General features: G+C 69.1%; 18 protein-coding genes. 10 read left to right on the top strand and 8 right to left on the bottom strand.

The genetic code is table 11. The annotated features are described in order from the left end of the window. Positions 1-104 precede the first annotated feature (104 nt). The 3 genes from ABN028_RS16650 to ABN028_RS16640 all read left to right on the top strand — a co-directional run bounded on the left by ABN028_RS16650 (position 105) and on the right by ABN028_RS16640 (position 4,327). Positions 105-2,948, top strand: a complete 2,844-nt coding sequence (locus ABN028_RS16650) for a protein kinase/lanthionine synthetase C family protein (RefSeq protein ID WP_349697204.1) — start codon at positions 105-107, stop codon at positions 2,946-2,948. A 120-nt stretch (positions 2,949-3,068) separates the two neighbouring features. After that, positions 3,069-4,007, top strand: coding sequence for a C40 family peptidase (locus tag ABN028_RS16645; protein ID WP_349328637.1), 939 nt, complete (start codon positions 3,069-3,071; stop codon positions 4,005-4,007). A gap of 59 nt (positions 4,008-4,066) precedes the next feature. Continuing rightward, entirely contained in the window at positions 4,067-4,327 is a 261-nt protein-coding gene (locus tag ABN028_RS16640) for a DUF2277 domain-containing protein (protein WP_349328638.1), read from the top strand. A 22-nt stretch (positions 4,328-4,349) separates the two neighbouring features. Here ABN028_RS16640 and ABN028_RS16635 read toward each other — a convergent pair whose 3' ends face one another. Beyond that, positions 4,350-5,336: a TerC family protein gene (locus ABN028_RS16635; RefSeq protein ID WP_349697203.1), complete on the bottom strand. Its 987-nt coding sequence runs from the start codon at positions 5,334-5,336 to the stop codon at positions 4,350-4,352. A 216-nt stretch (positions 5,337-5,552) separates the two neighbouring features. On the opposite strand from ABN028_RS16635, the gene sppA reads away from it, so the two are divergent. Next, on the top strand, positions 5,553-7,214 hold the full coding sequence (sppA, locus tag ABN028_RS16630) for a signal peptide peptidase SppA (protein ID WP_349697202.1): 1,662 nt from the start codon (positions 5,553-5,555) through the stop codon (positions 7,212-7,214). A 124-nt stretch (positions 7,215-7,338) separates the two neighbouring features. After that, positions 7,339-9,207, top strand: coding sequence for a translational GTPase TypA (typA, locus tag ABN028_RS16625; protein ID WP_349328641.1), 1,869 nt, complete (start codon positions 7,339-7,341; stop codon positions 9,205-9,207). A 135-nt stretch (positions 9,208-9,342) separates the two neighbouring features. Here the strand turns inward: typA and ABN028_RS16620 are convergent, their stop codons facing one another. Further along, positions 9,343-10,233 (bottom strand): universal stress protein, encoded by an 891-nt coding sequence (locus ABN028_RS16620; RefSeq protein WP_349697201.1) that lies wholly within the window; start codon positions 10,231-10,233, stop codon positions 9,343-9,345. Positions 10,234-10,238: 5 nt separating this feature from the next. Beyond that, the gene (locus ABN028_RS16615) at positions 10,239-11,318 is read right to left on the bottom strand and encodes an Acg family FMN-binding oxidoreductase (RefSeq protein WP_349328643.1); all 1,080 of its coding nucleotides are present in this window, start codon (positions 11,316-11,318) and stop codon (positions 10,239-10,241) included. Positions 11,319-11,747: 429 nt separating this feature from the next. On the opposite strand from ABN028_RS16615, the gene ABN028_RS16610 reads away from it, so the two are divergent. Both ABN028_RS16610 and ABN028_RS16605 read left to right on the top strand, forming a co-directional pair. Next, positions 11,748-12,530, top strand: coding sequence for an HAD family hydrolase (locus ABN028_RS16610; RefSeq protein WP_349328644.1), 783 nt, complete (start codon positions 11,748-11,750; stop codon positions 12,528-12,530). Positions 12,531-12,621: 91 nt separating this feature from the next. After that, positions 12,622-13,401, top strand: coding sequence for an HAD family hydrolase (locus tag ABN028_RS16605; RefSeq protein ID WP_349328645.1), 780 nt, complete (start codon positions 12,622-12,624; stop codon positions 13,399-13,401). Positions 13,402-13,438: 37 nt separating this feature from the next. Here the strand turns inward: ABN028_RS16605 and ABN028_RS16600 are convergent, their stop codons facing one another. The 3 genes from ABN028_RS16600 to ABN028_RS16590 form a co-directional block, all read right to left on the bottom strand. Then, entirely contained in the window at positions 13,439-14,440 is a 1,002-nt protein-coding gene (locus ABN028_RS16600) for an Acg family FMN-binding oxidoreductase (RefSeq protein ID WP_349697200.1), read from the bottom strand. Positions 14,441-14,490: 50 nt separating this feature from the next. Continuing rightward, positions 14,491-16,272: an AMP-binding protein gene (locus ABN028_RS16595; protein WP_349697199.1), complete on the bottom strand. Its 1,782-nt coding sequence runs from the start codon at positions 16,270-16,272 to the stop codon at positions 14,491-14,493. A 163-nt stretch (positions 16,273-16,435) separates the two neighbouring features. Continuing rightward, positions 16,436-17,059 (bottom strand): Rv1733c family protein, encoded by a 624-nt coding sequence (locus tag ABN028_RS16590; RefSeq protein ID WP_349328649.1) that lies wholly within the window; start codon positions 17,057-17,059, stop codon positions 16,436-16,438. Positions 17,060-17,257: 198 nt separating this feature from the next. On the opposite strand from ABN028_RS16590, the gene ABN028_RS16585 reads away from it, so the two are divergent. After that, positions 17,258-18,289 (top strand): universal stress protein, encoded by a 1,032-nt coding sequence (locus ABN028_RS16585; protein ID WP_349697198.1) that lies wholly within the window; start codon positions 17,258-17,260, stop codon positions 18,287-18,289. Here the strand turns inward: ABN028_RS16585 and ABN028_RS16580 are convergent. Then, entirely contained in the window at positions 18,223-19,116 is an 894-nt protein-coding gene (locus tag ABN028_RS16580) for a class I fructose-bisphosphate aldolase (protein WP_349697197.1), read from the bottom strand. The genes ABN028_RS16585 and ABN028_RS16580 overlap by 67 nt on opposite strands. An 82-nt stretch (positions 19,117-19,198) precedes the next feature. Continuing rightward, the gene (locus ABN028_RS16575; protein ID WP_349328652.1) at positions 19,199-19,921 is read right to left on the bottom strand and encodes a DUF4389 domain-containing protein; all 723 of its coding nucleotides are present in this window, start codon (positions 19,919-19,921) and stop codon (positions 19,199-19,201) included. A gap of 237 nt (positions 19,922-20,158) precedes the next feature. On the opposite strand from ABN028_RS16575, the gene ABN028_RS16570 reads away from it, so the two are divergent. Both ABN028_RS16570 and ABN028_RS16565 read left to right on the top strand, forming a co-directional pair. Next, positions 20,159-20,854: a GVDTG sorting domain-containing protein gene (locus ABN028_RS16570; protein WP_349328653.1), complete on the top strand. Its 696-nt coding sequence runs from the start codon at positions 20,159-20,161 to the stop codon at positions 20,852-20,854. Continuing rightward, complete coding sequence (locus ABN028_RS16565; protein WP_349328654.1) at positions 20,838-21,533, top strand: class F sortase; 696 nt, start codon at positions 20,838-20,840, stop codon at positions 21,531-21,533. Before ABN028_RS16570 ends, ABN028_RS16565 begins: the two co-directional genes overlap by 17 nt. Positions 21,534-21,554 lie beyond the last annotated feature (21 nt).

Genomic DNA, 21,554 nt, shown 5'->3' with positions numbered 1-21,554 from the left:
GATCGAATCGAGTCGGGATTCTGTCCCGTTTCGGTTGCGGAGATCATGCACTCTTGGTAGTCGTATGACCACCTAAAGTGCAAGATCGAGAGGGCGTGGGGTCAGTGCCACCGGTCAGACTCCGCGGAGACAACCTGACGAACCTGGTCTCGGAGCTGATCGTTCGCGTCTCAGGACGCGTCTGGCAGATCCGGGCCGGTCACCCGTTGCACTCCGCGCTGCCTGCCGACCGGCCGAGCGACCACCTGGTCGACCGCACAACCGACCACACGTCCGACCTGGTCGGTCCGCAGGACGGGGGCGGGGCCGCGGGTGGGACGCTGTACGTGTCCGCGACGCCTGAGTCGGTGCGGACCGTCTTCACGCGTGCCATCACCATCCTCGCCCGACGGCGGGTGCCCTTCTCGTTCGCGTCGACGGTCGAACGGGTGCGCTGGCTCGGACAACCCGACTGTCCCAAGGCCGACTTCGGCCGATGTCTTGCCGTCCACGCCCGCGACGACGCGGAGTTCGCCGACCTTGCAGAAGACCTGCACCTCACGACCGCCGGGCTCGCCGGACCGCGGATTCCGGGGGCTCGGCCCGTCCGGCCACGCAGCCTGGTGGCCGTCGCGGTCACCGCCGATGGCACAGGCGCCTGCGGTGGTTCGGGCGAGTCCACCGATCCCCGCCACCACGGCCTCGACGGCGCCATCGACGGCGGCATCGGCATCGGGCAACGCCTCGGCGCTCGGTACGTCGTGCACCGGACCCTTCGGTTCGATCCGACGGGTGGTGCGTACCTCGCGACCAACGAACGCCCGACAGCCGGCAGGTCCACCGTCGTGCTCACACATGCCCGCGCCCACGCCGACGTCGACGTCCACGGGCGCGACGCCCGCGCCCGACTCCTCCATGAGGTACGGCTCGCCGCTCGTGTCCACGGCAGCGTCCCGGTGCCGCTCCCCCTCGACCTCTTCGCGGCGGCGGGCGACCTGGTGAGTGTCCAGGAGCGCATGGCCGGCGTGCCCCTGCGTCAGTGGGTACGCCAGCACACAGGTGCCGGCGCGGGCCTGCCGGCCGAGCTGGCCCTCACCATGGCCCGCCGACTCCGCCTCCTCCTCGCCTCGGTGCACGAGGCCGGACTCGTCCTGCGTGACCTCAATCCCGACCGGCTCCTTGTCAGCCCCGGCGGGGAGCCGATGCTCCGCTACCTCGCCGGAGCGACCGACCGGGGATCGGTGCTGTTGCACCGAGGAACACCGGGCTACACCGCACCCGAGTCGCCTACCCGCCATCTGCCCCTTCCCGCGGCACCGTCGGAGGATCTCTACAGTCTGGGCGGGCTGCTGTTCTACCTGGCAACCGGAAACGATCCGGTGCTGGCCGCCGACGCACCGGCGCAGCGACCGGTCCGCGAACGACTGGCCAACTGGCTGGCTCTCGTCTCGCGCTACAACGACGCGGCCAGGGTCCTGCGGCCGGCGATCATGACCCTGCTGTCCGCGCAGCCGAGCGAACGCGGTGACCTGGCTCAGCTCGACCGGCTTCTCGCCGGCAGGTTGCCTGGTGGCGAGCTCGGGTCCGGAGACCGGGTCCTGCCTCGCGGTCAGGCACTGCCACCCGCCGAGGAACTGCTCGCCGATGGGCTCGACCACCTGACCGCCGCGATGTGTCCCGACGAAGAGACACTGTGGCCGCCTGGTCCGCACAGCGCACGCACGGATTCGGCGAGCATCCAACACGGAGCGGCGGGCGTCCTCGCGGTCCTGCTGCGTGCGCACAGCCAGGACGCGACCGACGACATCGCTCCGCTCGCGGTCGAGGCGGCTGCCCGCAAGGCCGCGTCCTGGCTGTCCGCCCGGTGCACACCCGCCGACACCCAACCTCCTGGTCTCCTCCACGGCCCCGCAGGAGTCGCATGGGTCCTCACGGACGCTTCAGCGGTCCTCGGCGAACCTCACCTGCACGCGCAGGCCGAACACATCGCGCTCACGCTGCCGACGAGTTGGCCCGACCCGGGACTTGCCGACGGGCTGGCAGGCGCTGCGTTGCTCCAGCTCCGCCTCGCCCGTCTCACCGGCCAGCGGCGTTGGCGGCGGGCAGGCGCCCATCCAGCCGGTCGAATGCGTCAGGACGGCGACAGCCGCTTCTGCGACCGCGCGGCCACTTATGCAGCGGCCCTCCGCGACACCGCCGTGCCGGGACCTGGTGGACCGACCTGGCCCGTCGGGTCAGGCACCCCACCCGACACCAACGGCACGCCGACCTCGCAGATCCCCAGCGGACGCCTCGGACTCACTCACGGCATCGCGGGCATCGGCTATGCCCTGCTCGCCGTCGGTACTGCGCTCGGCGACTCCAGCTACGTCACGTTGGCCGGTGAGGCCGGCTACACGCTCTGCCGCTCAGCGCGGATGGACGACGACGGTTCGGCATGGTGGTGCGGAGACCTCGATGCCACCACGTCGGATCGGCCACACCGGTGTGACGGTCCCGCGGGGATCGGGACGTTCCTGCTCAGGCTCGCCATGGTGACGGGCGAGCAGAGATTCGGTGAGTACGCGAGAGCCGCCGCCGGCGCCGTCCACCGGGCCCGCTGGACGTCACGGCCAGGGACCTGCCACGGCCTTGCCGGAGACGGGGAGTTCCTCCTCGATGCCGCGGACTTCCTCGCCGACGGCACCTACCGGGTCTGGGCCGAGGACATGGTCCCGCTGCTCGCCGTACGACACTGCCGCCGCGACGGAAGGGTCCTGCTCCCGGACGACTCGCTCCAGGACGTCTCCGCCGGCTACGGAGGCGGTCTGGCAGGGACGCTGGCGTTCCTCCTGCGGCTCCGGCACGGCGGATCGCGACTCTTCCTCGTCGACGAGCTACTGACGGAGGACACCGCTCCCCCACCCGACCTCAACCGTTGTGGATGGCCCGGCTACCTCGGCGGCGTGCCCACCATCTATCCCACCTGATCTCCCTCGTCAGCTGCGTTGACCGGCCGGGTGCCTCGCTCACCTGGTCGCGACGGTGCGGAATCGCGAAGCCGAGGCTGGGAACCACGCCAGCGGTGGTGTCTCCGGTACCGTGACGCCATGTCAGCGCCTGACCTCTCCGTCGCGACAAGCACAGCGATCTGCGTTCCGGCCACCACCCTGTGGACCGACCCGGGCGCGGTACGAGAGATCGACGCGCACATCGTCGCCCCTCTTGCCGACCCTCGACGGTGGGCCGAGAGCCTCGACGTGCCCGCCCGGCGAGACCTGCACGACCGGGTCCTCACCCAACTCCTGCTCGGCGAGCCGGTCGAGGTCATCGAGGAGCGAGGCGACTGGCTGAAGGTCGTCGCGCTCTGGCAACCCTCTGGCCTGGACCCGCGGGGTTACCCCGGCTGGGTTCCACGCGCCCACGTCGCGGCCGCGGCAGCGCCGTCGGACCGCGAGGCCGTCGTGGCGGTCGAGGCCACGCCGGTGCGTGCCGCACCCGAAGGCACGGCCACCCTCACCGAGGCTTCGTACGCCACCATCCTCGCGGTGACCGAAGAGGCCAGCGCCGGCGTCCGGGTCCGCCTCCCTGGGAACCGAGAGGGCTGGCTGGACACCTCGGCCTGCGTCGTACGTCCGTCCGGTGCGGGTCGATCGGTCGCCGGTCAGGGCGCGCCGGCGCCAGGACAGGCCGTCCTCACCGCGGCGCGCCGATTCATCGGGCTCGACTACCTCTGGGGTGGCATGTCCGCATTCGGGCTGGATTGTTCGGGGCTGGTCCACCTCACGTTCCGCGCCCTCGGGTTGATCGTTCCCAGGGACGCCCACGACCAGGCCGCTGCCGCCAAGCGAGTCCCGGCGGAGCGGGCGGTCGCTGGCGATCTCTATTTCTTCGTACGTCCTGACAAGCCGGTCCACCATGTCGGGTTCGCCATCGGTGAGGACCGGGTCATGCTGCACGCGCCCGCCACCGGCCAGCAGGTGGTCGAGGAGCCGCTCACAGCAGACCGTCGCCGCACGCTGGTCGGCGATGCCGGCCGGGTCATCTAGGGCTTGCTCTTGGGATCAGCTCGACGCCCCAGTGTCTGACGTCGACGTAAGGTCAAGGCATGTGCCGGAACATCACCGTCCTGCGAGGACTCGAGCCGCCCGCGACCAACGAAGAGATCCACGCCGCGGCTCTGCAGTACGTACGCAAGGTCACAGGCGTCGGGAGTCTGAGCAACGCCACTCGGGGCCCGATCGAGAAGGCCGCCGCCGAGGTCGCCAAGATCACCGAAGCTCTGCTCGAGGAGATGCCTCCGCGTCGGGTGCCACCTCAGAAGGCCCCTCCGTTGCGTCGGCTGAGGGCCGCGCGCGACTCAGGCTGACACCGCGCGGAACACCGCTCATCTAGCGCTGGTCGCTCTTGCTGAGACTTCGGCTTCTCACGAGGCTCGCCACCGTCGTGACCGCAAGCGTGCCGATGATGACGGTCAGGGACCATCCGATGCCGATGTCGGGAACGCCCTCGAGCGGCTTTCCGCCATTGATGAACGGCAGGGTGTTGTCGTGCACGGCGTGCAGGATGAGCTTGACGCCGATGAAGCCGAGGATGACCGCGAGGCCGTAGGAAAGGTAGACCAACCGGTTGATCAGCCCGCCCAGGAGAAAGTACAGCTGCCGCAACCCCATCAGCGCGAAGACATTGGCCGTGAAGACGAGATAGGGCTCTTTGGTCAGGCCGTAGATCGCGGGAATGGAGTCGAGGGCGAAGAGCAGGTCGGTCGTACCCAACGCGATCATCACGATCAGCATCGGTGTCGCCAGGCGCTTGCCGCCTTCGATGAGGGTGAGCCGGACGCCGTTGTACTGGTCGGTGATGGGGAGGTTCCTCTTCGCCCAGCGGATGACCACGTTCTCCTTGTAGTCCGACTCGTCCTGCTCGCCCTGGCGTACGAACTGGACCGCCGTATAGACCAGGAACGCGCCGAAGAGGTAGAAGACCCACGAGAACGCACTGATGGCCGCGGCACCCACGGCGATGAAAAACCCTCGCATCACGAGGGCCAGGATGATGCCGATCAGCAGTGCCGTCTGTTGGTACGCGCGAGGGACCCCGAACCTCGTCAGGATCACCAGGAAGACGAAGAGGTTGTCCACCGACAGGCTGTACTCGGTGATCCAACCGGCGAAGAACTCGGCGGCATACTGGCCGCCGGAAACAACGAACACGCCCAAGCCGAAGAGCATGGCGAGCGCCACGTACATCGAGATCCACATCGTGCACTCGCGCATCGACGGCTCATGAGGTCGCCGGCCGATCACGAACACGTCGACGGCGAGGATCACGCCGAGAACACCGACTGTGGCGATCCAGACCCAGGGATGAATGCTCACGCGTCAACCTCCGAAGAAGAAAAATGTCGCTCCCTCGGAGGTCTCTTCCGCCTGAGGCGCTGAGGCCGCCGGCACCGGGTGCCGGACAACCTGCCCGGGAAACCGTGATGACGATGCCGCCGCGAAGGAATACTCCCCTCCTGCTGCCCGGACATTCTGTCCTACGTCCGGCCCACGGGCCCAACCGGGTGTCCAGGCCCACCGTAAAGTGGGCCCATGGTGGCCACGCTGCTCGAACTCGACCTCACCCAGCCGCTCCTGGAGGCTCCGCCCCAGGATCCGATCTCCGCCGCGCTGGCCCGACGCCGGCCGTTGCTGCGGGATCTGGTCGACGGTCTCCGCCTCGCCACCCGGGACCCTGACGTGGCCGGCCTCGTCGCGCATGTCGGCGGCCACCCCGCGTCGCTCGCGCAGGTGCAGGAGCTGCGGTCGGCGGTCCGAGCGTTCGCGGCGACCGGCAAGCCCACCGTGGCATGGGCGGAGTCCTTCGGCGAGTTCGGGCCGGGAACCGTCCCCTACTATCTCGCGACGGCCTTCGACGACATCTGGGTCCAGCCGTCCGGCGATGTCGGCCTCACCGGGTTGATCGCCGAAGCGGTCTTCGTCAAGGACGCCTTGGCGAAACTGGGCGTCCTGCCACAAATGTCCCAGCGCTACGAATACAAGAACGCCGCCGACACCTTCCTCGCCAGCGAGATGACCGACGCCCACCGCGAGGCCGCCGGCCGGTTGGCCGCCTCCGCCATGGAGCAGATCGTCGCCGGTATCGCCGACGGGCGAGGACTGGAGAGCGGCCAGGTCCGCGGGCTCGTCGACCGCGCTCCACTGTCGGCATCGCAAGCCAAGGACGCCGGACTGGTGGACGAGTTGGGCTACCGGGACGAGGTGTACGCGCAGCTGCGCCGCCGGTTGGGTGGGGTACGCCTGAGGTTCGTCCACCGCTACCGCCGCGCCCGTCAGCTGGAGCCCCGGCACGCGCTGAGCCGACTGTCCAAGGGTCCGGCCGTCACCGTCGTCCATGGCACCGGCGACATCCATCTCGGGCGGTCGACCCGGCGCGGCCTTGGCGGAACCTCGATCGGTTCGGACACGATGGGCGCCGCGCTTCGGGCCGCCGCGAGCGACTCCGATGTCCGTGCCGTGGTGCTGCGCGTGGACAGCCCTGGTGGTTCCTACGTCGCCTCCGACGCTATCCGGCGGGAGGTACGCAGGGTCCGCGACGCCGGCAAGCCGGTGATCGTGTCGATGGGGAGCGCGGCCGCGTCCGGCGGCTACTTCATCGCGATGGCGTCGGACACGATCGTCGCCCAGCCCAGCACCCTGACCGGCTCCATCGGCGTCCTCGGCGGCAAGGCCGTCGTCCGGGATCTGCTCGACCGGCTCGGCATCGCCCGCGACGGGGTCGCGGAAGGGCGGAACGCCTGGATGTTCTCGGCGTACCGGCAGTTCTCCGACGACGAGTGGCAGCGCCTCGAGAGCTGGCTCGACCAGGTCTACGACGACTTCACCGCCAAGGTCGCCTCCGACCGCGGGCTCTCCCGCGAGCATGTCGAGGGAGCCGCCCGCGGGCGGGTCTGGAGCGGCGCCGACGCGCAGGCCCGCGGTCTCGTCGACGAGCTGGGCGGTTTCGAGCGCGCGCTCGAGATCGCCTGTGCACACGTCGGCATCAGCCGGGACGAGGCCGATGTGCGCATCGCTCCCCGGCTCGGCATTCTCGAACGCATGCGGAGCCCGGAGTCGAGCGAGGACCTGGCCGCGGCGGCGGCGACGTCGGTTGGTCCCGGCGCGCTGCGTGGGCCGGTCGATCTCTTGACGGCCGCGTTCGGTGTACCGAGGATCGGTGTCCTCACCACCCCGGTGCTCTGGCAGCTCCGCTGAGACAAACCCCCTGCCCCCTTCAGCGCCCCCGGCCCCGTCCCCCGACGATGGCCGTCCCGACCTGGGGTGGAGAGAGAGCGCCCCGCTCGGCGGTGGCCACAAGGGGTCGGGAAGGATGACAGGCATGGCCACCCGCAACGATCTCCGCAATGTCGCGATCATCGCTCACGTCGACCACGGCAAGACCACGCTGGTCGACGCGATGCTGTGGCAGTCCGGGGTCTTCCGGGAGAACCAGGACGTCAACGAACGGGTCATGGACTCGATGGACCTCGAGCGCGAGAAAGGCATCACGATTCTCGCCAAGAACACCGCGGTCCGATGGGAGACCCCCGACGACGGGCCGGTGACGCTCAACATCGTCGACACCCCCGGCCACGCGGACTTCGGCGGCGAGGTCGAGCGGGCCCTTGAGATGGTCGACGGCGTACTCCTGCTCGTCGACGCCTCCGAAGGACCACTCCCCCAGACGAGATTCGTCCTTCGCAAGGCGCTCCGCAAGAAGCTCCCCGTCGTCCTCGTCGTCAACAAGGTCGACCGCCCCGACGCGCGGATCGCCGAGATCGTCGATCAGACCTACGAACTGTTCCTCGACCTGCTCGACGACCCGTCGACCGACACCTCCGCGCTGGACTTCCCGATCGTCTACGCCTCGGCGCGGGCTGGCCGGGCCACGCTCGAGCAGCCCGAGGACGGCACGATTCCCGCGAGCCCCGACCTGCGACCGCTGTTCGAGACGATCCTCGCGACAGTGCCGGCTCCTTCCTACGACGAGGGCGCACCACTGCAGGCACACGTCACGAACCTCGACGCGTCGCCATATCTCGGCAGGCTGGCGCTCTGCCGCGTCCACCAGGGCGAGCTCACCCGGGGCGCCACGGTGGCCTGGTGCCGGGCAAACGGCACCGTCGAACGGGTCAAGATCACCGATCTGTTGATGACGCAGGCCCTCGACCGCGTACCCGCGGACAAGGCCGGACCAGGTGACATCGCCGCGATTGCCGGCATTCCTGACATCACCATCGGTGAGACACTCGCCGATCTCCACGACCCGCGTCCGTTGCCGGTGATCCGCGTCGACGAGCCGTCGATCTCTGTCACGGTCGGCATCAACACGAGTCCGCTGTCGGGCAAGAGCGGCGGCAAGTTGACTGCCCGACTGGTCAAGAACCGCCTCGACGCGGAGATCGTCGGCAACGTGTCGATCAGGGTCCGGAACACCGAACGTCCCGATACCTGGGAGGTTCAGGGCCGTGGCGAACTGCAGCTGGCCGTCCTCGTCGAGCTGATGCGTCGCGAAGGCTTCGAGCTCACGGTCGGCAAGCCCCAGGTCGTCACCCAGGTGGTCGACGGCAAGGTCCACGAGCCGGTCGAACGCGTCACCATCGACGTACCCGAGGACTACGTCGGCGTCGTCACCCAGATGCTCGGCCTGCGTCGTGGTCGGCTGGAACAGATGGTCAACCACGGGACCGGATGGGTACGCCTGGACTACCTCGTACCGGCACGTGGGCTCATCGGCTTTCGTACCGAGTTCCTCACCGAGACTCGCGGCACCGGGCTCATCCACCACGTGTTCGAGGGGTACGAACCGTGGGCGGGTGACCTGAGGACCCGGCCCCGCGGTTCGCTCGTCGCGGACCGGCGCGGGAGCGTCACGGCGTACGCCTGCTTCAACATGCAGGAGCGCGGGACGCTGTTCGTGAAGCCCGGCACCGAGGTGTACGAAGGCATGATCGTCGGCGAGAACTCCCGGCCGGAGGACATGGACGTCAACGCCTGCAGGGAGAAGAAGCTCACCAACGTCCGGTCGTCGACCGCCGAGGAGCTCGAGCGGCTGGTTCCGCCGAAGGAGATGGCCCTCGAACAGGGGCTGGAGTTCTGCCGCGAGGACGAGTGCGTGGAGGTCACGCCAGCGGCGATCCGGCTGCGCAAGTCGGTGCTGGCGCAGACCGACCGGGAGAAGCTCCGCGCCCGGGCCCGGAAGGCCTGACGCACCGCCCTGCGGCTCTGCCACGCAGATGAATGACCACGCTGCCCATGCTTGTGGTAGCCGGAACAGGTACCGACACCTGTCCGGACGCCACAAGCATGGGCAGCGTGGTCATCTGCGGCACGGCGAGCCCGGTCAGGGCTCGGTCGACGGAAGGCCCTCACAGCGCGCCGACACGACCATGACCGGGCTGTGCGCGTGTTGCAGGAGCGTCTGGCTGACGGAGCCGAGCAGCATGCCGGTGAAACCTCCCCGCCCACGTGCGCCGACGACCACGAGCACGGCTCGCTGCGACAGGTCGACGAGGGACCCCGCGGCATGACCGGACAGAACCCGCTCCTCGATGGGAAGGTCCGGGTGCTTCTCCCGCCATCCGGCGAGCACGCCGTTGAGCAGCCGGAGTCCGGCGGACGTGTCGGGCGCTCCGGACCGTGCCGAAAGACCATGACGTACAACGTGGACGGCGAGCAGCCGACCGCCTCTGCGGGCGGCCTCCTCGACGCCGAGCCCGATCGCGGCAGCGCCTAGCTGGGAACCGTCGACACCCACCACGACGAGCTCCTCCTCACGTGGGGAGAGATCGCCACGGACAACCACGACCGGGCAGTGTGACCGGCCGACGAGCTGGATGGTGGTCGAGCCGACGATCGCCCTGGCGACGGCGCCGGCTTCTCTGGTGCCGACGACGACCCAGGTCGCGTTCCTGCTCTCGTCCTCCAGCATCGGCAGGGCGAAGTCGGTACGGACTGCGGTCGTGATCTCCACGCCCGGGGCGGTGACCTGTGCGGCCTCGGCGGCGTCGGCGAGCAGTTGTTCCGCGTGCGCACGCAGTCCACCCTCCGGTCCCATGCGCCACATGCCAGCGGGCACGTGCATGAGCGGCCAGGCGAACGCGTGGACGAGCCGCAGCGGGAGGTTCCGTCGATGCGCTTCGGCGGCGGCCCACCGTGCGGCGTCGAGCGATCCCGTCGACTCGTCGATCCCCACGACGAGCGGGAGTTCGGAGTTCGCGTCGTTTGCCGGCATGTTCCTCACCGTCCTTGGCTGGGGACGGACGGAAGGTCATCCCCGGCGCATCCGTCGTCGCCAGGTCCATCGCCTCTGGTCGCGCTGCTGCCTGCCACGTCGCCGGACGGCCGCTGCTCGTCGTCGAGGATGAACTCCTCGACTGGTCGCCTCGGCGTCGGTGCGACCTCGGGACCGTAGCCGAACCGGATCACCACCTGAGGTTCGATCCAGCCGGACGAGGGATCCCGGACGAGCCAGCGAAGTTCGGCGTGTTCGATCGGCTGGTTCACCAGCGAGGCGGCAAGCCCGTGGGTCGTCCCCACCACCAGGACACGCTGCAACGCCTGTCCCGCGCACACCCAGGTCTGCGGGTCGTCCCGCTCGGTCCACAGGACGGCGAGGGCCGGACGTGCCTCGAAGTGGGCGGACCCGCGCAGCTGATCGTGCGGTTCGACCGCCAGGTCGCGCACCGCTGACGGTTCCGCCGGCCGTGGCCCAAGGGCACTCGAGGGCACGCCGTCCCGGTCCCGATCCCCGCCCACCCACCGCTGCCGCTCCGCCAACCGGCGCGGGTCGTCGGCTTCGGCAATCTCGGCGTCTCTGGCGAGCTCGAGCAGCCAGCGGACCCGGTGGTCGTCCTCGACCCATTCGAGCTTGGCGCCCTCGCGTTCGGCGGCGTCGGACAGCTGCTCGCGAATCTCCGCAGGGATGGGCCGGTCGGCGAACGGCCATCTGTTGGTGTGGCGCCGGGAGAGGTAGGCGAACAGTTCGGCGGGGTCGGTCAGATCGCTGGTCGGTGGCTCGATCGTCACCTCGGCCGCGAGGGTGTCGCGCTCGGGATCAGGTGCCAGCCGGGTCGTGGTCTTGTGTCCGAGCGAGGCGGCCGCGACCCGGATGTTGAAGACGGCGGCACCCACGCCGATCATCGTCATCCGGCCCTCGGGGTCCTCGGCACGCAGTTCCCGGTCGGGGTCGCGGTGCACTTCGACGGTGCGGTGCCGGAAGCGGAACCGCCATGGCTGGGTGTTGTGCATGGACGGCGCAAGGATCGCCGCCGTGACGAGGATCTCGCGCTCGAGCGGCTCGAGTTCCTGGACGAGCACGATGACACCTCCACCGGGACCGGGACCACCGAGACAACCGAGCACGAAACTCAGGGACGGCCAAGCACGAATACCAGGGCGGCCGGCCTGCTTCTGCAGGGTACGACGGTGAGGACCGACCTGACCCCCGAACGGACACGGCGGCGGAGCCGCCGTTGCGACGTTTCGCCCGATCCGGCCGGATCCGTTCACTTCCGTCCGTACGGGGTCAACCGCTCCGTGCCTTCCCGTCGTCCCGCCTCATCAGCGATGGTGGACGCCTCTCAGCGTCGTTCGGCGTGACTTCCTCGTTCAGCAGGCGAAGGTCCCACCCCGCCATGACCGAAGCCTCTGCGGTCCCGTCCCAGGACCCCACCACGCTAAGAAGGTGCGAAACGAGTCCCGGGCGATGACCGCTGCCCTGACCGCGCGGCGCTGAGGTCTGCACCTATGAGCAACAACTCTCCGACCCTTCACCTGGACCGCATCGACGCCGTACTGGTCGACGCCGACGACGTGGTGGTGGATACCGCACGTCTGCACGGCGCTGCATGGCAGAAGGTCTTCGACGGCTTCTTGCACCGTTACAACCAGCGGTCGGGCCTGGAGATACCCAGTTTCGAAATGTCGGCGGACTATTGGCGTTACGCCGACGGCCGTACCGGCACCGAAGCGGTCCGCAACTTCCTGACCGCCCGCGGCATCGCTCTGCGCGAGACCTCGACCGATCGCAACGCCGACACCGTGCAGTCACTGGCCGCCCGCAAGAACGCCAGGTTCCTCGAGGAACTCCGTGAATGGGGCGTGCGTACGTACGCCTCCGCGGTCGCACTGCTGCGCGACTTCAAGGATCGCGGGGTACGCACGGCGGCCATCTCGTCCAGCCGCAACTGCGCACAGGTTCTCGCCTGCGCCCACGCCACCGGGTTGTTCGACATCCGCGTGGACGGGATCGACGCCGCTCTTGCGGGTCTGCCAGCCGCTCCCGACCCGGCGACGCTGCTCGAAGCGACGCATCGTCTCGGTGTCTCGCCGCGACGCAGCGCGGTGGTCACCACGACTCCTCTCATGGTCGAGGCGGCTTGGAACGGCTGCTTCGAACCGATCATCGGGGTCGACCGGAGGGACGAGCGCAGCGAGCTCTACCGGCTGGGTGCTCACGTCGTGGTGAACGATCTCGACGAACTCACCGTCTCCGGTCGGCGTCAGCACCAGGTGCTCGCCCACCGGTAGTTCCGTCGCCGGCGGCCCGGAGCTCCCGCCACCTGCGACTTTCCCGTCATTGACCCGGCGTGCCGGGTTGCCCTCGGGTAAGGAGCAGCCGATGACAGCTGAGCAGCCTGCCATTCCGCTCGACCGGATCAGTGCGGTGGTTTTCGACACCGACGGCGTAGTCATCGACTCGGCGCGGGTCCATGCGGCGGCCTGGAAGCGAAGCTTCGACGAGTTCCTGCGCCGGCGGAACCGTGAGGCGGGCGCACGGCTGCGACCGTTCGACATCCGTACCGACTATCTCCACCACCTCCATGGCCGGCCCCACATGGACGGGGTCCGCGCCTTCCTGGCCTCACGTGGCATCACCCTGCCCGACGGGACCGCGCGGGCAATCGCGGCGCACGCGACACGGTATTTCCTGCAGGAGATCGACCGGTACGGCGTCGCCGCGTTCCGGAGTGCGGTCACACTCGTCCGTGAGGTGCGTGGCCGAGGCGCCCGCACCGCCGCCTTCTCTCCCAGCCCACACTGCGCCCGCGTCCTCGCGGCCGCCAAGGTGCAGAAGCTGTTCGATCTCCGGGTCGACGCCAGCACCACCGTCGGTCTCGACCCGACGGGCAGGCCGGAGGCTGTGCTGCTGCTCGAAACGGCCCGCCGGCTCGACCTCCCGCCACGCCAACTGGCCGTCGTCGCGGACTCCCTCGCCGGTGTGGAAGCCGCGCGGCGCGCAGAGTACGGCTTGGTCATCGCCGTCGCCCGCGACCCCGATCCCCCACGTCGCGACTGGGCGGCCACCCTCCGGGCGCGCGGTGCGCAGATCGTCGTACGTGATCTCGCCGAGCTCGCGGTCGTCGGCAGGAGACGTGACGTGGTGGTCCTTGACCCGTGACGGCGCTGGGCGGTCGGACGCAGGTCAGGCACACAGGTCACGGGCGCAGGACGTCGCACACCGGTCGGCGGGGAGTCGGAACCGGCCAACCTCCGACCGGGCGGCCGAACCGCAGGATGAGCTGCGGGAACCCCGGCAGGCCGAGCTCGTCCCTGACACGTGAGCGGAGGTCGGGCAGCTCGAGCGGTTGGTTGAAGTACGACGCCCCGAGGCCTTCCGCGGTCGCGGTCAGGAGTACGCGCAGCAACGCCTGACCCGCCCGCAACCAGTCCGCCGGCCGGTCGCCGCCGGTGGTGAGGACCGCCACCGTCGGTTCCGGCTCTGTCGGGTCGATCGCGGGCGTGGGGTGCGGTCGACCGCCGTGGTCCCCTCCGCCGCGGACGTCCTGGCCAGCGGGCGTCATGTCGCCTCCGGCCGAAGCGTCCGGTCCGGGTGCTTCCGCCGGTATGCCCGAGCCGTACCTCGGCGCCTCGCCGCCCACCCAGCGGTCGAGTTCGGCACGGATCCGGGGGTCGGCCTGCTCGCGGCGATCGGCGAGGGCGACCAGATGGGCGAGATGTCGCCGCGCCTCAGGGTCACCGACCCAGCTGAGTGTCGCCGCCTCGAGCCTGGCGGCCGCGGTGAGGCCCTCGCGTACCGGTGCCGGAACCTGAGGAGTCATGCGTTCCCGGATCGTCCGGCGGGACGACACCTGCTCGGCGAGTAGCGTCTCCGCTTCGGTCGGCCGGTGCTCCGGTCCGACCGTCACCAGCGCGGCGAGATCACCGTGTTCGGCGCCGGGGAGCAAGGCGAGGCTTGGCTCTGCGCCGAGCACGCTGATGCCGAGCCGGATCGCGAAGACCGCGGCACCGACGCCGACCAGGAGCTGGCGGTCGTCGGGGTCGAGGACCGGAATGGCGCGCGAGCGGTCCGCATAGATCTCCACCGCGTTCGACCTGACCCGGAACGTCCAGGGTTGGGCGTTGTGGAGGGACGGAGCCATCCGCGCCTTGTCCACCAGGTCCTCCGCATGCTTGCGGAGGTCGAGGCTGACGAACATGCGTTCACCATGGTCGCGGCCCGCCGCACCCCGCCAGTGCCGAAGGTCCCTCAGGGTGTGTCCGCCACGGGCGTCCTCAGGTCCTGCCGGAGCAGGCTGCCGTTCCGGTTCCGCGGCAGCCGTGGCACGAACTCCACCTCCGCCGGTGCGAGCGTGCTCAGTCGTTTCGCCGCGAACTCCAGCACCTCAGCGCGCATGTCGTCATCGGGCGAGCGGTCCGGGTGGAGCGTGAGGTAGGCCTTGACGGCCTCGCCGCCGGCTGGATCGGGCTTCGCGACCACGGCGGCCTCGGCGACTGCCGGATGTTCGAGCAGGATGCGTTCGATGTCGTACGCACCGATCGGCGGCCCGCCGTCCCCGCCGGTGGCAATGGCGTCAGCCACCCGGCCGGCGTACCAGAAGTAGCCGTCGTTGTCCCGGCGGGCCAGGTCCCCGGTGAGGTGCCATCCCGCTGTGAGGCAGGAGTCGATGCCCTCCGGTTCGCCGTCGCCGAGATAGCCGCGGAACAGCGACGGGCAACCCGGACGTACGGCGATCTCCCCCACCTCGTACGGGTCGTTGATCTCGCGTAGCTCACCGTCGACCAGCTCCGGGCGGCCGTCACTTCCGCGGCCCAGCAAGGCGACCTTGACACCGGGCATCGGCCGGCCCATCGACCCCGGCCGGATGTCCATGCTGGCGAAGTTGCTGATGGTGATCGTGCCGGTCTCCGTCTGGCACCAGGTGTCGTGCACGGGACGGCCGAACGCGTCCTGTCCCCACAACACCAACTCCGGATCCAGCGGTTCGCCCACGCTGGCGATGAAACGTAGCGCCGACAGGTCGTAGGACCGGGCGAGGTCGCTGCCCTCGTGCCGCATCGCACGCAGCGCCCCAGGTGTGGTGTACCAGACACTCACCCGCGCCTGCTGCAACAGTTCGTACGTCCCGCGTACGTCGAACGCGGTGGCGTCGGCCACTGCCGTCGCGCCGTGGGTCAGCGGGGCGACGATGCCGTAGGACACGCTGGCCGCCTCGACGCAGTCGGCGGCGCACCACACCACGTCACCCGCGTGCAGGTCCAGGGCGTACGCAGCCGTCGCATGCTGGGCGACCACGGCCTCGTGCGGGAAGAGCGTCGCCTTCGGGGGACCGGTCGTCCCTCCGGTGAAACAGACCAGGGCCGGATCGCTCTCGTCAGTGGGGGGAATCACGAACGACTCGTCCATGTCCGCGAGTGCCGCGTGCAGGTCGATCGTCTCGACACCCTCAGACTCGCCCACGACCAGAACGTGGGTCAGGTCCGGCAGACTGTCACGCATCGGCGCGATCCTGCGCTTGTACAGCTCTGCCGTCGTCACGAGCACCCGGACACCGGCGAGCTCCATCCGTGCACGGATCGCGTCGGAGTCGGAGTCAACGGGCAACGAACCGTAGACTCCACCGACCTTGAGGGCGCCGAGCGCGGTGAGATAGGTCTCCGGAACCTTTCCCAGCAACGAGAAGACCCGATGCCCCGCTTCGACGCCGAGAGTTTCCAGCAGACTGGCGAACCGGTTGGTCGACGTCCGCAGCTCCTCGTAGGTCAGCTCGGTCAGCTGGCCATGCGCGTCCCGGCAGCGCAGCGCCGCCTGCCGGGCGCGTTGCCCGGTGGCGTGCCGATCCACCGCCTCGTAGGCGATGTTGAGTCCGCGGCCCTCGGGGAGACCGGTCAGCCAGGTACGGGCGGCATCCCAGGAGAAGTCGCGCCGAACTCGTACATAGTCGCCCAGGTTGGGTTGCAGGCGCGCGCTGGCGGCCTTCGGCGCCCGCGGTCTCGGTATGCCCTGTCGCGGGACCGCTCTCAAGGCCATCCGTCACCTCCGGCGCCCTGCCTGCGTGGCAGGCGTGTGTGGATTGTCGGCGCAGCCTGCCTGCGTGGCACTGTGGCGGACGCCAACGCCAGGGTCCGTGCTGGGAGCGGGTGTCGGTAGAGACGAAGGTCCCCACGGGCCGGGAAGAGCCCCTGGCAGTTTCTCATCGGAGCTTCCTGGTCCAGCGCGGAGCGACCCGCTGCCATTCGGCCTCCCAGGAGGCGAGCCTGCGCCGGTCGAGCAGCCAGCGCAGCAGCAGGAAGCTCACCACCACGCCCAGCTCCATCGCCATCCAACTGGTCAGTCCGGTCGCGACGGCCTTGTCCGACACCTGGTCCGTACGGGGAGGGGGCCGGACGGCCTGGCCGGACTCGTTCACCCAGACGGGCACCTTCGTCCCGGCCGCCGTACCCGCCTTCGCCGGCACCTTCGCCTCGCGGAGTGACCCGTCGGGTGCCTTCCACCGCGCGCGGGCCAAGGTGGTGAGCGTGGTCGGCGCGGCCGGTTCGGACACCGCCGTCTCCGGGACGGTCTCGACCAGCGTCGCGCGAATCCAGTGCCCCGCCGCGGTCAGCTGCGCCGACTGCCGCAGGCCGTCGTCGTACGCCGTCCGTCCGACGCCGACCGCGAGCGGGATCGCCACGAGGGCGGCGACGAGCACGGTCAACAGGAGTAACCCCTCTACCCGGTCCGACGTGCGGTACATCGGGTTGCGCGTCCATGCGAGCCGCCGGGCGAAGGCCACCGCCCACCGGCCGCTCCGTCGACGAACCCGGCGTCGGACCATGACGACCTCCCCCGTCGCGCGCCTGTCGGCACACGCCCCCGAATCCAGCATTTCCCGACCGCCCGGGGCTCGAATGGGCCCAAGGTCTGCTCTGGGCCCGCCGAGGGACCCACGGACTCGCAACCCGCTCATATGGCCGGAGGCGGGTTGCGAGGCTGGGACCGACGGCGACTGACCTTTGGTGAGAGGAACACCCACATGCCGCGTCCGAACAGCAAACCGGCGATCGTGGTCGGGGTGGACGGTTCGGACAACGGCCTCCGGGCCCTCGACTGGGCCATCGACGAAGCCGCCCGACGCGGCGTCCGGGTGCGGATGGTGCATGCGTACCAGCGCACCGGAGTCCGCCACCACCTCAGTCCGCAGGCGAACATGAGCCAGATGTACGACGAGGGCAGGGAGGTCTTCACGGCGGCCCGGGCGCATCTCGCAGGAGGGCGGAATGCTGGTCGGGTCGTGGGAACGGCGCTGTACGAAGGGCCAGCGAGCGAGGTCCTGATCGACGCATCCAACCGATCGCCGCTCTGTGTCGTGGGGCGGCGTGGCCGCGGGCGGCTCGCGTCACGTGTCCTCGGCTCGACGTCGACGACGCTCGTGGCAAAGAGCGCGATCCCGCTGGTCGTCGTCCCGCCCGAGTGGGTTCCGGGCCAGGACAAGGGACGGCATGTGCTCGTCGGCGTCGACATCCCGCCTCACGACATCGGGCCGCTGGACTTCGCGTTCGCGGCGGCCCGGCAGGCCTCCGCGCCACTCGTCGTCCTGTGTGCGTGGGACCTGGGTGCCTCCGCAAGCCGCGGGGTGCGCAGTGCACTCGGCGATGTCCTCGGCGAGATCCTCGCGCCCTGGCGGGCCAGGTTCGCCGACGTGGACGTGACGGTCGTCGTCGAGCACACCCATCCCGCGCCCGCGTTGGTCGCCCACGCCGAGCATGCACGCCTGCTGGTGCTGGGCACCTCCACCCGCCCACCCCGTCCGAGGTCGAGCCTCACCGCCCGGCCCGCGAGCCACTTCGGCGACCGGCAGGGCGGCGCGGTGGCCCGAGCCGTCCTGTGCGACGCGGCCGTACCTGTCGCGGTCGTACCGGCTCCGTGCGCAGTCGCTCCAGGTGCCCTGGGACAGGATGGCGTGACCCAGGAAGCCTTCCACCGGACCGACCCGCTGGCTCAGAGGGCCGGGTACTTCGCGAGGACCTCCTTGAGCCGGTCCACGAACGCGAGCGAGTCGTCGTAGGAGCGCTGCCAGATGTTCCGGCCGAAGATCAGGCCGACCGCGCCGGCCTCCATGGCGTGACGGGCCTTCTCCAGCATCGCTTCGTCGCCGGACTTCTCGCCGCCGGAGACGAGGACATAGGTGCGGTTCGCCGACCGGACAACAGCGTCGATCGCCTCCTGGGTGGAGAAGTCGCGGGCGTACTCCTGACGGACGGCCGTGCGCAGTTCGGGCCTCGGGAAGTTCACCTTCACGATGTCAGCGCCCAACTCGCTCGCCGTTCGTGCGGCGTAGTCGACCGCGTAGAAGGAGTCCTTGCCACCCTTGGAGTCGATCGCCGACCCGCGCGGATATGCCCACACGATCAGCGGAAGCCCGTAGTGGTGGGCGTCCTCACGGACCTGGTGGTACTGCGCGAAGTCCTGTTCCTGTGCGGGAGTGCCGACGTACATCGTGTATCCCACCGCGTCCGCGCCGAGCCGGACGGCGTCCGCCACGCTCGCGTGCACCGGTGAGAGGGCCTCGGCGTCGGACGGAATCTCGGTCTTGCCGTTGAGTTTCAGGATCAGCGGCACCTCGCCCGCGTAGTCCCAGTAGAACTTCTCGGCGAGACCGATCTGAAGAGCGATTCCGTTGAACCCGCCCTTCACCGCCAGCTTCGTGATGTAGGCGGGATCACCCGCTGCCGGGTTGACGAAGAAGTCGCGTGGGCCGTGTTCAAGACCCTGGTCGTAGGGCAGAAAGATGGCCGTCCCGTTGCCGAGACCGTGCCGGAAAAGGATGCGGTGCAGACGCGCCTTCTTGCCGGTGCTCAGACCGAGCTGGCGCAGTGGTGGACGGGTTGGCATCGCGTGGGCCTCCGGGTGCGGACTCGTGGTGCGGGTGTCCCCAGGTTTGTTGTCAGACAGGACTTCCCGCCAGGGGCGAAGGTCAGTGGTTCCCGGTCGTGTGTCCGGGCCGTTCGGCCCCTTGGCCTGGATCCGCGCCACCGAGGTCCATTCGGAAGGGTGGGTACTCGTCCCGCATCAGGAGTGCGTAGCCACTGACGCGGTAGATCCAGCGCTGCATGCCCATCTGGAAGTCGAAGAGACCGTCCGGATAGCGCGCCCGGAACAACAGGACGACGCCGGCGAACAGCGCCATCAGTCCGGTCAGGCCGATGTGCGCCGGCTGCCAGGGGGCGGACCACACGTGACCGTCCTCTGCGTACATTCCGCCGCCGGACCAGCCCGAGCTCACACCGTTGGTGAAGACACCGACCACCAGGTAGTGCGGTATCGCGAGCAGCCACCACTTCACCAGGACGAGCCCACGGGAAAGGCGCTGGGGATAGTCGACCGACAGGTCGGCCGGATAGTTCGGGTCACTGCCCAGCCGGAAAGGCGGATAACGGTCTGTGCCCAGCACAAAGGCGTAGAAGGTGACCCGCCAACTCCACCGGAGAACACCTTCGTTGAAATGAAAAATCTGCCACGGATAGCGGCCAGTCACAAGAATTGCGAACCACGCAACGATGGTCAGGACCAAGAACACGAACCACAGGACGAGCAGCACGATGTAGTGCGGCAGCGCGAGCAACCACTTCACGATCCACAGCCAGCGGCTCAGATCCACGTCACGCCGGCCCGCCAGGTGCACGGGATAATTCTGCATCTCATCGTTCCTTCCAGTCACGTGTCACGTCACTATTGCGACCGGCCGGATTCGACATCACTTCTCATCCCACATGGAGACATCCCTGGTGCTGCATCAAGCTACCGGGGTAATCGTCGCGATGTGCAACTGTCTGCCTGACTCGGACTTTCGTTTGAGGACACAAGCGCATCGGGCAGCGTTGAAACGTCAGCTGGAGCTGAGAAGAAGCTGAAAGAAAAAGGAGCGACAGAGCCTATGTCCAAGAAGTTCCTCGGCAGGATGGTCGCTGGCGCCGCACTGGCCGGTGCATGTCTGCTTAGCACTGCTCCGGGTGCCGCCGCCGCAACGGCCGACGGCGGCGGAGGCGATCATCACGAGAAGGGCATCATCAAGACCTTCCCGCAATGGGCGAAGCCGGGTCACGAGGTCAAGGTCCTGCAGATCTGCAGCAAGCCGCAGCCCAAGGCCTGGGCGTGGTCGGAGGTCACCGGCAAGGTCAAGCTGTGGCCGTGGAAGGGCCCTCTCCGGCCCGAGATGGTGGAAGAGTATGCCGCGCCGCCGAACGGCGATGCGATGTCTGAGCCCCGCAACGCCGTCCCCAACGGTGAGAAGAAGTGGGACAAGAAGAAGGCTGAGGCTAACGGCCTGAAGGACGGCGTCGGTGGCGACGAGGTCGACGGGCAGAAGGACGGCGTGAAGCGCAAGCACTTCGTCTACTGGGGAAGCGCGGAGATTCCCTCCTACGCTGACCCGGGCAAGTACAAGCTCAAGGGCTCCTGTGCATACGGTCACCTCTACGTCGTTCCCAACGGCGGGGTCGACGGTGGCGACGGTGGTACGAGCGACACCAACACCAGCCTTGCCGTGAGTGGAGCGGGCGTGCTCGCAGCGGCAGGCATTGGCGGCATCGTGATGATGCGGCGGCGTAGGACAGATGGCAGCATCGCCTAGCAAGGCGGCGCACAAGGCCGGCGCCGGTCATGGGTTCCCATGGCCGGCTGCCGGCGTCGCCGTCATCATCGCCCTCGCCATGGCCGGCACCGGTCTGCTGCTGGCGGCGTTCAACGCGCCCGTCCGCCAGCCACCCCAGCCCGTATCCGAAGCCGCGCCCACCGCATCCGCTGTCGCCGACGTCAACCGCGCGAAGGCAAAGCCCGCTGCTGGACTGGCCCGATCGGTGCCCATAGAGGTCACCATCCCGTCGATCGGCCTCGAGACGAGAATCATGACCCTCGGATTGAACGACGACGGCTCCGTGCAGGTCCCGCCCAGGAGCAAGGCCAACTTCGCCGGGTGGTACCAACGAGGAGCGAGCCCGGGCGAGATCGGTAACGCGGTCCTCGTCGGTCACGTCGACACGGCCAAGATGGGTCCGGCCGCGTTCTACAACCTCGGACTGTTGGAGCCTGGCGACACAGTTGAGATCACCCGCAAGGACGGCAAGGTCGTCGAGTTCACAGTCGACGGCGCTCAGTCCTACCCCAAGGACGAGTTCCCGTCCGGACTCGTCTACGGTCCGGCCGACCGGGCCCAGCTCCGATTGGTCACCTGTGGTGGCACGTGGTCAGAAGAAACCGCGTATCCGAACAATATCGTCGTTTTCGCCACCCAGACCGACGTGACGTCGTAGCAGCGCGTCGAGGGTGTCACG

Origin of the sequence: Actinopolymorpha sp. B17G11 (assembly GCF_040196095.1) — a bacterium.
In the GTDB taxonomy this organism is placed as follows: Bacteria; Actinomycetota; Actinomycetes; order Propionibacteriales; family Actinopolymorphaceae; genus Thermasporomyces.
Note: the sequence above shows the minus strand (reverse complement) of the source record. Positions and strands in the feature narration are given on the sequence as shown.

What these genes read in the sequence shown, in the direction of transcription:
- ABN028_RS16645 (WP_349328637.1), top strand. Translation starts at nt 3,069, where the DNA reads ATGTCAGCGCCTGACCTCTCCGTCGCGACAAGCACAGCGATCTGCGTT.
- ABN028_RS16640 (WP_349328638.1), top strand. Translation starts at nt 4,067, where the DNA reads ATGTGCCGGAACATCACCGTCCTGCGAGGACTCGAGCCGCCCGCGACC.
- sppA (WP_349697202.1), top strand. Translation starts at nt 5,553, where the DNA reads ATGGTGGCCACGCTGCTCGAACTCGACCTCACCCAGCCGCTCCTGGAG.
- typA (WP_349328641.1), top strand. Translation starts at nt 7,339, where the DNA reads ATGGCCACCCGCAACGATCTCCGCAATGTCGCGATCATCGCTCACGTC.
- ABN028_RS16620 (WP_349697201.1), bottom strand. Translation starts at nt 10,233, where the DNA reads ATGCCGGCAAACGACGCGAACTCCGAACTCCCGCTCGTCGTGGGGATC.
- ABN028_RS16610 (WP_349328644.1), top strand. Translation starts at nt 11,748, where the DNA reads ATGAGCAACAACTCTCCGACCCTTCACCTGGACCGCATCGACGCCGTA.
- ABN028_RS16605 (WP_349328645.1), top strand. Translation starts at nt 12,622, where the DNA reads ATGACAGCTGAGCAGCCTGCCATTCCGCTCGACCGGATCAGTGCGGTG.
- ABN028_RS16600 (WP_349697200.1), bottom strand. Translation starts at nt 14,440, where the DNA reads ATGTTCGTCAGCCTCGACCTCCGCAAGCATGCGGAGGACCTGGTGGAC.
- ABN028_RS16595 (WP_349697199.1), bottom strand. Translation starts at nt 16,272, where the DNA reads ATGGCCTTGAGAGCGGTCCCGCGACAGGGCATACCGAGACCGCGGGCG.
- ABN028_RS16590 (WP_349328649.1), bottom strand. Translation starts at nt 17,059, where the DNA reads ATGGTCCGACGCCGGGTTCGTCGACGGAGCGGCCGGTGGGCGGTGGCC.
- ABN028_RS16585 (WP_349697198.1), top strand. Translation starts at nt 17,258, where the DNA reads ATGCCGCGTCCGAACAGCAAACCGGCGATCGTGGTCGGGGTGGACGGT.
- ABN028_RS16580 (WP_349697197.1), bottom strand. Translation starts at nt 19,116, where the DNA reads ATGCCAACCCGTCCACCACTGCGCCAGCTCGGTCTGAGCACCGGCAAG.
- ABN028_RS16575 (WP_349328652.1), bottom strand. Translation starts at nt 19,921, where the DNA reads ATGCAGAATTATCCCGTGCACCTGGCGGGCCGGCGTGACGTGGATCTG.
- ABN028_RS16570 (WP_349328653.1), top strand. Translation starts at nt 20,159, where the DNA reads ATGTCCAAGAAGTTCCTCGGCAGGATGGTCGCTGGCGCCGCACTGGCC.
- ABN028_RS16565 (WP_349328654.1), top strand. Translation starts at nt 20,838, where the DNA reads ATGGCAGCATCGCCTAGCAAGGCGGCGCACAAGGCCGGCGCCGGTCAT.